Annotated in this window: 9 protein-coding genes; 6 read left to right on the forward strand and 3 right to left on the reverse strand. The window is 61.6% G+C overall.

All coding sequences use genetic code 11. From position 1 onward, the window contains the following. Window positions 1-47 precede the first annotated feature (47 nt). The gene (gbcA, locus tag M0808_RS03110; RefSeq protein WP_115986006.1) at window positions 48-1,343 is read right to left on the reverse strand and encodes a glycine-betaine demethylase subunit GbcA; all 1,296 of its coding nucleotides are present in this window, start codon (window positions 1,341-1,343) and stop codon (window positions 48-50) included. Between the two features lie 281 nt (window positions 1,344-1,624). On the opposite strand from gbcA, the gene gbcB reads away from it, so the two are divergent. Beyond that, window positions 1,625-2,725, forward strand: coding sequence for a glycine-betaine demethylase subunit GbcB (gbcB, locus tag M0808_RS03115; protein WP_095187122.1), 1,101 nt, complete (start codon window positions 1,625-1,627; stop codon window positions 2,723-2,725). A gap of 210 nt (window positions 2,726-2,935) precedes the next feature. Here the strand turns inward: gbcB and M0808_RS03120 are convergent, their stop codons facing one another. After that, window positions 2,936-3,760, reverse strand: coding sequence for an NAD(P)-dependent oxidoreductase (locus M0808_RS03120; RefSeq protein WP_247839849.1), 825 nt, complete (start codon window positions 3,758-3,760; stop codon window positions 2,936-2,938). A gap of 281 nt (window positions 3,761-4,041) precedes the next feature. After that, window positions 4,042-5,082 (reverse strand): low specificity L-threonine aldolase, encoded by a 1,041-nt coding sequence (locus M0808_RS03125; RefSeq protein ID WP_247839851.1) that lies wholly within the window; start codon window positions 5,080-5,082, stop codon window positions 4,042-4,044. Window positions 5,083-5,208: 126 nt separating this feature from the next. Here M0808_RS03125 and M0808_RS03130 point away from each other — a divergent pair, with 126 nt between their 5' ends. From M0808_RS03130 to M0808_RS03150, 5 genes are all read left to right on the forward strand, one after another. Further along, the gene (locus M0808_RS03130; RefSeq protein WP_247839853.1) at window positions 5,209-5,919 is read left to right on the forward strand and encodes a TraX family protein; all 711 of its coding nucleotides are present in this window, start codon (window positions 5,209-5,211) and stop codon (window positions 5,917-5,919) included. 285 nt (window positions 5,920-6,204) lie between these two features. Continuing rightward, complete coding sequence (gene glyA / locus M0808_RS03135) at window positions 6,205-7,458, forward strand: serine hydroxymethyltransferase (RefSeq protein ID WP_027610662.1); 1,254 nt, start codon at window positions 6,205-6,207, stop codon at window positions 7,456-7,458. A 20-nt stretch (window positions 7,459-7,478) separates the two neighbouring features. Next, complete coding sequence (locus tag M0808_RS03140; RefSeq protein ID WP_003206307.1) at window positions 7,479-8,729, forward strand: sarcosine oxidase subunit beta; 1,251 nt, start codon at window positions 7,479-7,481, stop codon at window positions 8,727-8,729. A 14-nt stretch (window positions 8,730-8,743) separates the two neighbouring features. Further along, entirely contained in the window at window positions 8,744-9,073 is a 330-nt protein-coding gene (locus tag M0808_RS03145; RefSeq protein ID WP_003228964.1) for a sarcosine oxidase subunit delta, read from the forward strand. Continuing rightward, window positions 9,070-12,087, forward strand: a complete 3,018-nt coding sequence (locus M0808_RS03150; RefSeq protein WP_123588995.1) for a sarcosine oxidase subunit alpha — start codon at window positions 9,070-9,072, stop codon at window positions 12,085-12,087. Before M0808_RS03145 ends, M0808_RS03150 begins: the two co-directional genes overlap by 4 nt. Window positions 12,088-12,121 lie beyond the last annotated feature (34 nt).

Genomic DNA, 12,121 nt, shown 5'->3' on the forward strand with positions numbered 1-12,121 from the left:
CACCGCCAGTCCCTGTGGGAGCGAGCTTGCTCGCGAAGCTTTTGCTTTTAGCCCTGAACCGGGACGCCCTTGAGGTACGGCGCAGGCTCGGCCCCAAGGTTGCTCAGCATCCGCTCGCTGTACCAGTCCACGAAGTTGACCACACCAAACTCATAGGTCTTCGAGTACGGCCCCGGCTGATAAGCGGTGGAGTTGATCCCGCGCTGGTTCTCTTCGGCCAGACGCCGGTCTTGATCGTTGGTCGCGTCCCACACCTGGCGCATGCGCTCGACGTCGTAATCCACGCCTTCGACCGCGTCCTTGTGCACCAGCCATTTGGTGGTGACCATGGTTTCCTGGGCGCTGATCGGCCATACGGTGAAGACGATGATGTGGTCGCCCATGCAGTGGTTCCACGAATGCGGCAGGTGCAGGATGCGCATCGAGCCGAGGTCGGGGTTCTTGATCCGGCCCATCAGTTTGGCGCAGCCCTGTTTGCCGTCCAGGGTCATCGACACGGTGCCCTTGAGCAGCGGCATGCGCACGATACGGTTGCGCAGGCCGAAACTGGCGTGGGCGTAAGGGATCTTCTCGGCTTCCCACGCAGCAGCAGACGCGGCGACGTGATCCTTGAACGCCTGATCGGCGCGCGGGTCGGTGACGTCGTCCCATTCCAGCAGGGTTTTCAGCAGTTCCGGGTGCGACGCGTTGCAGTGGTAGCACTCGCGGTTGTTTTCCAGCACCAGTTTCCAGTTGGCCTTTTCCATCAAGGTGGTGGTGATCGCCACCTTGGTGTTCTCCATGTCGTACGGTTCCATGTAGTGGTTCAGTGTCGACAGGAAGTCATCAATGGCCGGCGGATTCTCCGCCAGGCTGATGAAGATGTAGCCGCCGGCAGTCTTCACGTTCACCGGTTTGAGGCCGTATTGCTTCATGTCGAAGTCGGCGCCCATCTCGGTGCCGGCGAACAGCAGGCGCCCGTCCAGCTCGTAGGTCCACTGGTGGTAGTGGCAGACCAGTTTGGCAACCTTGCCCTTTTCGCTGGTGCACAGACGCGAGCCACGGTGGCGACAGACGTTGTGGAAGGCGTGGACTACGCCGTCAGCGCCACGAATGACGATGATCGGGTTCTTGCCGACCTGCAGGGTCAGGTAGTTGCCCTTGGCCGGGATCTCGCAGGTCATGCCGGCGATCAACCACTCTTTCTGGAAGATCTCCTGCATGTCGATATCGAACAGGCGTTCGTCGCTGTAGAACGGCTGCGGCAGCGAGAAAGTGCGCTCGCGCTCCTGCAGCATCTGTGCGGTGGCCTTGCGTGCGGGTTCCAGCGGATCGCCCAGGCTGATTTTTGCGGTGACGTCCATCGATGTATTCCTCAAGGCCATCTGCGTGGCCGCGAAAGTGGCTGATCAGGGTTGCTACGCAAGGTGTAAAAAATTCGTCTTGGTGTGGGGCGAGTGTGGGGCCGGCGCTGCCCGCAACCTTATCCATGGGCGACATGGTGCAATCTGTTCCCGACGCGCAACCCCCGGCGGTTGGGGGCTGGTCGCGATAAGTATGCCGATGTCGCGGATAGGTAAACGGACGGTTCACGCTATACGCAGAATCGCCACATGAAGGCCGACAGTCGGCCGTGGAGAACAGCATGTCCAACAGCTTCCTGAATCCGGTCACCACCCAGACCTGGGCCAATGGCCGACACATCGTCCGTTGCGTCAAAGTCATCCAGGAAACCTGGGACGTGCGCACCTTCTGTTTCATGGCCGACCAGCCGATCCTGTTCTTCTTCAAGCCCGGGCAGTTCGTGACCCTGGAGCTGGAAATCGACGGCCAGCCGATCATGCGCTCGTACACCATTTCCAGTTCGCCGTCGGTGCCGTACAGCTTCTCGGTGACCATCAAGCGTGTGCCGGGCGGCAAGGTCTCCAACTGGCTGCACGACACCCTGCATGAAGGCCAGGAGCTGGCGGTGCACGGCCCGGTCGGGCTGTTCAATGCCATCGATTTCCCGAGCCCGAAAGTCCTGTATCTGAGCGGCGGCGTGGGGATCACCCCGTGCATGTCGATGGCGCGCTGGTTCTACGACACCAACGCCAATGTCGACATGACCTTTATCCACAGCGCCCGCTCGCCAAAAGACATCATTTACCACCGCGAGCTGGAGCACATGGCGTCGCGGATCGACAACTTCAGCCTGCACCTGATCTGCGAGAAACATGGATTGGGCGAGCCGTGGGCCGGTTATCGCGGCTACCTCAATCACAAGATGCTTGAACTGATGGTGCCGGACTTCCTCGAACGCGAAGTGTTCTGCTGCGGCCCGACGCCGTACATGAACGCGGTCAAGCGCCTGCTGGAAGTGGCCGGTTACGACATGTCGCGTTATCACGAGGAATCCTTCGGCGCCACGCCACCGGAAGCTCGTGCCGATGCGGTGGAACAGGCCGAGCAGGCCGCCGATGCACCGGAAATCGATGCGGCAGATCTGCATCAGGTCGAATTCACCGCGTCCGGCAAAAGCATTCGCGTGGCCCCGGGCGAAACCGTGCACGCGGCGGCGGCCAAGCTTGGCCTGATGATCCCGAAAGCTTGCGGCATGGGTATCTGCGGCACGTGCAAGGTGATGAAGCTTGGCGGCGAAGTAGAGATGGAGCACAACGGCGGGATTACCGAGGACGACGAGGCGGAAGGGTTTATCTTGTCGTGCTGCAGCGTGCCGAAGGGCGACGTCAGAATCGAATTCTGAGCTGGGGCGAATTTTGCGTACGGCTCGCCCCTCACCCCAGCCCTCTCCCAGAGGGAGAGGGGGCCGACCGAGGTGTCTGGCGCTATACATCGACCCTGAAAGACCTTATCGATTATGGATTCGGTAAAGCAGATTCAGGTCGGGGTAATTCTCAAATATCCCCCAATCAGTCCCCTCTCCCTCCGGGAGAGGGTTAGGGTGAGGGGCTTTTCAGTCGATAAACAAATCCGTCATCAACGCCGCATCACTCCCCGGTTCGAACCGGTAATGCTCAAACTCGCTAACGCCGCTCTCCCGCAAAATCTCCTCATCAATCAACAACCGCCCGCTGATCTTCCGCCCGCTACTGCTCAGAATCACATGCGCCGCATCCGCCATGATCGCCGGCGTGCGCGCATGCTTGAACGACTCGCGGTTGCCCAGCTGAAATTCGATGGCGGCGGTGGCAATCATCGTCTGTGGCCACAGTGAATTGACGCTGATGCCGTAACTGGCGAACTCCTCGCTCATGCCCACGGTCAACATGCTCATGCCGTATTTGGTCACGGTGTAGGGGCTGAACTGGGCAAACCACTTGTTCGCCATGTTCAGCGGTGGCGACAAGTTGAGAATGTGTCCGGCGGATTTCTTCAGATAGGGCAGGGCGGCCTGGCTACACAGCAGTACCGCGCGGGTGTTGATCTGGTGCATCAGGTCGAAACGCTTGAGTTCGATGTGCTGCACGCCAGTCAACTTGATCGCCCCGGCGTTATTGACCAGCGCATCGATGCCGCCGAAATGCTCGTTGGCCTGGGCCAGCGCACTGCGCACCGCGTCTTCATCACGCACATCGACTTGCAGGGCCAATGCCTTGCCGCCAGCGGCTTCGACTTCCTTGGCTACGCTGTGGATGGTGCCGGGCAGTTTGGGATGGGCTTCGGCGCTTTTGGCCGCAATCACGATATTGGCCCCGTCCTTCGCGGCCCGCAGTGCAATCTCACGGCCGATGCCACGGCTGGCGCCGGTGATGAACAGGGTTTTGCCTTGTAGCGACATGCCGATGCTCCTGCTTGTTGTTATGTGAGCGGGGGGGCTCGACAGACAATGTAGACCAAGCAGCTGGCGGGGTAGGGATGGGCGGAGATGACTTGTGGTGAGGGGATTTATCCCCGATGGGTTGCGCAGCAGCCCCAAAACCTGTGAACGCGATCTACCAGCAAGACCGCGTTCTCAGGATTTACGACTGCTGCGCAGCCGATCGGGGATAAATCCCCTCGCCACAGGGGATCAACTTATTACCGGAGATCCCCTCATCCAGGCGTTCATTTGCCAAGGAATCAGGCCGACATCACTTCGCGGATGTCGCGGGCCAGTTCGCGTACGCGTTCTTCTTCGGTGTCCCACGAGCACATGAAACGTGCGCCGCCCTTGCCGATGAAGGTGTAGAAGCGCCAGTTTTTCGCGGTCAGCGCGGCGATGGCCGGTTCCGAGAGTTGCAGGAACACCCCGTTGGCCTGCACCGGGAACATCAGTTCCACGCCCGGAATGTCGCTGACCAGCTCGGCCAGCAGTTGCGCGCAGTGGTTGGCGTGGCGGGCGTATTTGAGCCAGGCGTCGTTTTCGAGGATGCCGACCCACGGTGCCGAGAGGAAGCGCATTTTCGACGCCAGTTGCCCGGCCTGCTTGCAGCGGTAGTCGAAGTCTTCGGCCAGTTTGTGGTTGAAGAACAGAATCGCTTCACCCACCGCCATACCGTTCTTGGTGCCACCGAAGCACAGCACATCGACGCCAGCCTTCCAGGTCAGGTCGGCCGGCGAGCAGCCAAGGAACGCGCAGGCGTTGGAGAAACGTGCGCCGTCCATGTGCAGGTGCAGGCCCAGCTCTTTGCAGGTAGCGCTGATGGCGCGGACTTCTTCCGGGGTGTAGACGCTGCCGACTTCAGTGGCCTGAGTCAGGGTCACGACGCGCGGTTTCGGGTAGTGGATGTCCTGGCGCTTGAGCGCGACCTCGCGGATCGACTGCGGGGTGATCTTGCCGTTTTCGGTGCTGGCGATCAGTAGTTTCGAGCCGTTGGAGAAGAATTCCGGCGCGCCGCATTCGTCGGTTTCGACGTGGGCGGTTTCCGAGCAGATCACGCTGTGGTAACTCTGGCACAACGACGAAAGCGCCAGCGAGTTGGCGGCGGTGCCGTTGAAGGCGAAAAACACTTCGCAGTCGGTTTCGAACAGCTTGCGGAAATGGTCGGCCGCACGTGCGGTCCATTCATCGTCGCCATAAGCGCGCTGGTGGCCGTGGTTGGCCTGTTCCATGGCGGCCCAGGCTTCAGGGCAGATACCGGAGTAGTTGTCGCTGGCGAATTGTTGGCTCTTGTCGGTCATGGCCGGCTTCCGTGGTCGAGACTCTTGTGAAGGCTCGTGGTCAATGAGGATGCGCACTTTACCGAAGATCTTCCGGGGAGCACACGGGATGTCGCTGTCAGAAAATTACCAGTTTGTTACCCGATTATGCACGTGACTAAACGCGACGGCGCGCTGGATCTGCTCAAGTGGCTGGCGCTGCTGAGCATGCTGCTCGATCACCTGCGATATGTCGGGATCAGCGCCGATTGGCTGTATGTGCCGGGACGTCTGGCGTTTCCGTGGTTCTGCCTGGCGATGGCGGCGAACCTGTCCCGGGCCGGTGCGCAGAAGACCGAGTGGCGCTATCTGGGCTGGCTGCTGCTGTTCAGTGCGGTCAGCGAAATTCCCTACCGCTTGTACATTCCTGATCCCGACACCTTGAACGTGATGCCTACGCTGGCGCTGGGGTTGCTGGTGGCGCGGGGATGGCAGGATCGCACGTTGTTGTCGCGGCTTTTGGGCGTGGGCGCCTTGCTGCTGGCGGCGTTGTTTTCGCAGTGGCTGATGTTCGGCGTGTTTGGCGTGTTGCTGCCGCTGGCGCTGCTGTGGGTGATCCGTCGTCCCTGGTATTTCGGCCTGCTGCCGGGGCTGGTGTGTCTGGCGGGGAATCAGTGGCAGGTGCTGTATGAAGCGGCGGAGTTCGGTAACTACGTGGCGGTGTTTGGCATCGCGGCGTGTCTGATTGCGCCACTGCTCGGGCTGTTCTTGTTGCGACACTTCAGATCTATCCATCCGCTGCCCATGCGCCGTTGGGCGTACGCGCTCTATCCCCTGCATTTCCTCCTGTTGCTCGCCATCCGCACGGCATACACCTGACCCCTGTGGGAGCGGGCTTGCTCACGAAAGCGGTGTGTCAGGCGGTATTGATGTCGACTGACACGGCCTCTTCGCGAGCAAGCCCGCTCCCACAGGGGATCTCCGCAGTTTTGGATGATGTGTCCGACCAGCCTTTTCCCGCCATGTCGTAAACGCACCTTTGCGTGGCGTCCGTAGGCATCTGGGCTGTCTGCGCCGGCCATACCATCGCATCAAAGGGCACCTCCGCAAGCCGCGTGCCTGACCAAGACGAAATGGCGCACCGACGCCGCTGGGAGAGACGCGATGTTCAGCAAGCAAGACCAGATCCAGGGTTACGACGATGCACTGCTGGCGGCAATGAATGCCGAGGAGCAACGTCAGGAAGATCACATCGAGCTGATCGCGTCGGAGAACTACACCAGCAAACGCGTCATGCAAGCGCAGGGCAGCGGTCTGACCAACAAATATGCCGAAGGTTATCCGGGCAAGCGCTACTACGGTGGCTGCGAGCATGTGGATAAAGTCGAAGCGCTGGCCATCGAACGCGCCAAGCAGCTGTTCGGTGCCGATTACGCCAACGTCCAGCCGCACTCCGGTTCCTCGGCCAACAGCGCGGTGTACCTGGCGCTGATCCAGCCGGGCGACACCATTCTCGGCATGAGTCTGGCCCACGGCGGTCACCTGACCCACGGTGCGAAAGTGTCGTCCTCGGGCAAGCTGTACAACGCGGTGCAGTACGGGATCAACACCGACACCGGGCTGATCGATTACGACGAAGTCGAGCGTCTGGCCGTCGAGTGCAAGCCGAAGATGATCGTCGCCGGGTTCTCTGCTTATTCGAAGACCCTGGACTTCCCGCGTTTCCGCCAGATCGCCGACAAGGTTGGCGCGCTGCTGTTCGTCGACATGGCTCACGTGGCCGGTCTGGTCGCTGCTGGCCTGTACCCGAATCCGCTGCCGTACGCCGACGTGGTCACCACCACCACCCACAAAACCCTGCGCGGTCCGCGTGGCGGGCTGATCCTGGCCAAGTCCAACGAAGAGATCGAGAAAAAGCTCAACGCCGCGGTATTCCCCGGGGCCCAGGGCGGCCCGCTGATGCACGTCATCGCCGGTAAAGCCGTGTGCTTCAAGGAGGCGCTGGAGCCAGGCTTCAAGGCCTATCAGCAGCAAGTGATCGACAACGCCAAGGCGATGGCCAGCGTGTTTATCAAACGTGGCTACGATGTAGTGTCCGGCGGTACCGACAACCACCTGTTCCTGGTCAGCCTGATCCGTCAGGGCCTGACCGGCAAAGATGCTGACGCTGCCCTCGGCCGTGCGCACATCACCGTCAACAAGAACGCCGTGCCGAACGACCCGCAATCGCCGTTCGTGACCTCGGGCCTGCGCATCGGCACCCCGGCCGTCACCACCCGCGGCTTCAAGGTCGCCCAGTGCGAAGTGCTGGCCGGCTGGATCTGCGACATCCTCGACAACCTCGGTGACGCCGACGTTGAAGCGAATGTGGCCAAGAACGTCGCGGCACTGTGCGCCGACTACCCGGTTTATCGCTGAGCGGTTTGGAGTAAATGACTATGCAACGCTATTCGGGCTTCGGCCTCTTCAAACACTCCCTCAGCCACCACGAGAACTGGCAGCGCATGTGGCGCACGCCGACGCCGAAGAAGGTCTACGACGTGGTCATCGTCGGCGGTGGCGGGCACGGTCTGGCGACCGCCTACTACCTGGCGAAAGAGCACGGCATCACCAACGTGGCCGTGGTCGAGAAGGGCTGGCTGGGCGGCGGTAACACCGCGCGCAATACCACCATCGTTCGCTCGAACTACCTGTGGGACGAGTCGGCGCACCTGTACGAACACGCGATGAAACTGTGGGAAGGTCTGTCGCAGGATCTGAACTACAACGTGATGTTCTCCCAGCGCGGTGTCTACAACCTTTGCCACACCCTGCAGGACATCCGTGATTCCGAGCGTCGGGTCAGTGCCAACCGCCTCAACGGCGTCGATGGCGAACTGCTTAATGCCAAGCAAGTGGCCGACGAGATTCCGTACCTCGACTGCTCGAAAAACACCCGCTACCCGGTGATGGGCGCGACTGTTCAGCGTCGCGGCGGCGTCGCCCGTCACGATGCCGTGGCCTGGGGCTTTGCCCGTGCCGCCGACGCCTTGGGCGTGGACTTGATCCAGCAGACCGAAGTGATCGGTTTCCGCAAGGAAAACGGCGTGTGCATCGGCGTTGAAACCAACAAGGGTTTCATCGGTGCCAAGCGTGTCGGTGTGGTCACCGCCGGTAACTCCGGGCACATGGCCAAGCTCGCCGGTTTCCGTCTGCCGATCGAATCTCACCCGCTGCAAGCGCTGGTGTCCGAGCCGATCAAACCGATTATCGACAGCGTGATCATGTCCAACGCCGTGCACGGTTACATCAGCCAGTCGGACAAGGGCGACCTGGTGATCGGCGCCGGTATCGACGGCTACAACGGCTATGGTCAGCGCGGTTCGTACCCGGTGATCGAGCACACCATCCAGGCCATCGTCGAGATGTTCCCGGTGCTGTCGCGGGTGCGCATGAACCGCCAGTGGGGCGGCATCGTCGACACCACCCCGGACGCTTGCCCGATCATTTCGAAAACCCCGGTACCGAACATGTTCTTCAACTGCGGTTGGGGCACCGGCGGCTTCAAGGCAACTCCTGGCTCGGGCAACGTGTTTGCCGCAAGCCTTGCCAAGGGTGAAATGCACCCATTGGCCGCACCTTTCTCCATCGACCGTTTCCACAACGGTGCGTTGATCGATGAACACGGCGCTGCTGCGGTTGCCCACTAACAGGAGAAATCCCCATGTTGCATATCTTCTGTCCTCACTGCGGCGAACTGCGCTCCGAAGAGGAATTCCATGCATCCGGTCAGGCGCACATCCCGCGTCCGCTGGATCCGAACGCCTGCACCGATGAAGAGTGGGGCGACTACATGTTCTTCCGCGACAACCCGCGTGGTCTGCACCACGAACTGTGGGATCACGTCGCCGGTTGCCGCCAGTACTTCAACGTCACCCGCGACACCGTGACTTACGAGATTCTCGAAACCTACAAGATCGGCACCAAGCCGCAATTCACCGACAAGGCTGATACGGCGAAAACAGCCACGACGGCGCTGGGAGAGAAGGTATGAGCCAGACCAATCGCCTGTCCAACGGTGGACGGATCGACCGCAACAAAGTGCTGAGCTTCACCTTCAACGGTCAGAGCTACAAAGGCTTCGAGGGCGACTCGCTGGCCTCGGCACTGATCGCCAACGGCGTCGACATCATCGGCCGCAGCTTCAAGTATTCGCGTCCACGCGGGATCTTCGCCGCCGGTGCCGAAGAGCCGAACGCCGTGCTGCAGATCGGGGCCACCGAAGCCACGCAGATTCCCAACGTGCGCGCCACGCAACAGGCGCTGTACCAAGGCCTGGTCGCCACCAGCACCAACGGCTGGCCGAGCGTCAACAACGACATGATGGGGATTCTCGGCAAGGTCGGCGGCAAGCTGATGCCGCCGGGTTTCTACTACAAAACCTTCATGTACCCGCAATCGTTCTGGATGACCTACGAGAAGTACATTCGCAAGGCTGCAGGGCTTGGCCGTTCGCCGACCGAAGTCGATCCGGACACCTACGACTACATGAACCAGCACTGCGACGTGCTGATCGTCGGCGCCGGCCCTGCCGGGCTCGCCGCGGCCCTGGCGGCTGCACGCAGCGGTGCGCGGGTGATCCTCGCCGATGAGCAGGAGGAGTTCGGCGGCAGCCTGCTCGATTCCCGCGAAAGCCTCGACGGCAAACCGGCGATCGAGTGGGTGGCCAGCGTTATCGCTGAATTGAAAAACACTCCGGACGTGCTGCTGTTGCCGCGCGCCACGGTCAACGGTTACCACGACCACAATTTCCTGACCATTCACGAACGCCTCACCGATCACCTCGGTGACCGTGCGCCAATCGGTCAGGTGCGTCAGCGCATCCACCGGGTTCGCGCCAAGCGTGTCGTGCTGGCGACCGGTGCCCACGAGCGTCCGCTGGTCTACGGCAACAACGACGTGCCGGGCAACATGCTCGCCGGTGCGGTCTCGACTTACGTGCGCCGTTACGGTGTGGCACCGGGCAAGAAGCTGGTGCTGACCACCAACAACGATCACGCCTATCGCGTGGCGCTGGATTGGCTCGACGCCAGCCTGCAAGTGGTGGCCATCGCCGATGCACGCAGCAATCCGCGTGGTGCGCTGGTGGAAGAAGCCCGCGCCAAAGGCATTCGCATACTCACCGGCAGCGCCGTGATCGAGGCCCGTGGCAGCAAGCGCGTCACCGCTGCCCGCGTTGCCGCGATTGACGTCAAAGCGCACACCGTGACCAGCCCGGGCGAATGGCTCGACTGCGACGTGATCGCCAGTTCCGGCGGTTACAGCCCGGTGGTGCACCTGGCTTCGCACCTCGGTGGCAAGCCGATCTGGCGCGAAGACATCCTCGGTTTCGTACCGGGCGAAGCACCGCAGAAGCGTGTGTGCGTCGGTGGCATCAACGGCGTTTACGGCCTCGGAGATTCGCTGGCCGATGGTTTCGAAGGTGGCGCACGCGCTGCCAGTGAAGCCGGTTTTGCGGTGGTCGAAGGCACGCTGCCAAAAGCGCTGAGCCGTCTCGAAGAAGCGACCCTGGCGCTGTTCCAGGTGCCGCACGAGAAGGGCACCTCGCGTGCGCCGAAGCAATTCGTCGACCTGCAGAACGACGTCACCGCCGCCGCCATCGAACTGGCGACCCGCGAAGGTTTCGAGTCGGTCGAACACGTCAAACGCTACACCGCGCTGGGCTTCGGCACCGATCAGGGCAAGCTCGGCAACGTCAACGGCCTGGCCATCGCCGCCCGTTCGCTGAACGTGACCATCCCGCAGATGGGCACCACGATGTTCCGCCCGAACTACACGCCGGTAACGTTCGGCGCCGTGGCCGGCCGTCACTGCGGGCACATCTTCGAACCGGTGCGCTACACCGCGCTGCATCAATGGCACCTGAAAAACGGCGCCGAGTTTGAAGACGTCGGCCAGTGGAAACGTCCATGGTACTTCCCGAAAAACGGTGAAGACATGCACGCCGCAGTGAAGCGCGAATGCAAAGCCGTGCGCGACAGCGTCGGCCTGCTCGACGCCTCGACCCTGGGCAAGATCGACATTCAAGGCCCGGATGCCCGCGAGTTCCTCAACCGCGTGTACACCAACGCCTGGACCAAGCTCGACGTGGGCAAGGCCCGTTACGGCCTGATGTGCAAAGAAGACGGCATGGTTTTCGACGACGGGGTGACGGCGTGTCTGGCCGACAACCATTTCGTCATGACCACCACCACGGGCGGTGCGGCGCGCGTGCTGCAATGGCTGGAGCTGTACCACCAGACCGAATGGCCAGAGATGAAGGTCTACTTCACCTCGGTCACCGACCACTGGGCGACGATGACCCTGTCCGGACCGAACAGCCGCAAGCTGCTCAGCGCCGTGACCGACATCGATCTGAGTAACGAAGCCTTCCCGTTCATGACCTGGAAAGAAGGTCTGGTCGGCGGTGTGCCGGCGCGGGTGTTCCGCATCTCGTTCACCGGTGAGCTGTCGTACGAAGTCAACGTGCAGGCCGACTACGCGATGGGCGTGCTGGAGAAAATCGTCGAGGCCGGCAAGCAGTACAACCTGACGCCGTACGGCACTGAAACCATGCACGTGCTGCGCGCCGAGAAGGGTTTCATCATCGTCGGTCAGGACACCGACGGCTCGATGACCCCGGACGACCTGAACATGGGCTGGTGCGTCGGTCGCACCAAACCGTTCTCGTGGATCGGCCAGCGCGGCATGAACCGTGAAGACTGCGTGAAGGATCAGCGTAAACAACTGGTGGGCCTGAAGCCGATCGACCCGAACGTCTGGCTGCCGGAAGGTGCGCAACTGGTGTTCAACACCAAGCAGGCGATCCCGATGACCATGGTCGGCCACGTGACCTCCAGCTACGCGCACAACTCCCTCGGCTATTCGTTTGCCATGGGCGTGGTCAAGGGCGGTCTGAAGCGCATGGGCGAGCGGGTGTTCGCGCCGCTGGCCGATGGCAGCGTGATCGAGGCGGAGATTGTGTCTTCGGTGTTCTTCGATCCGAAGGGGGATCGGCAGAACATCTGACAGCTTCGAACCCTGTGGTGTGGCGGATATCGCC

Origin of the sequence: Pseudomonas sp. MWU12-3103b, from assembly GCF_023100615.1 — a bacterium.
Classification (GTDB): domain Bacteria; phylum Pseudomonadota; class Gammaproteobacteria; order Pseudomonadales; family Pseudomonadaceae; genus Aquipseudomonas; species Aquipseudomonas putida_A.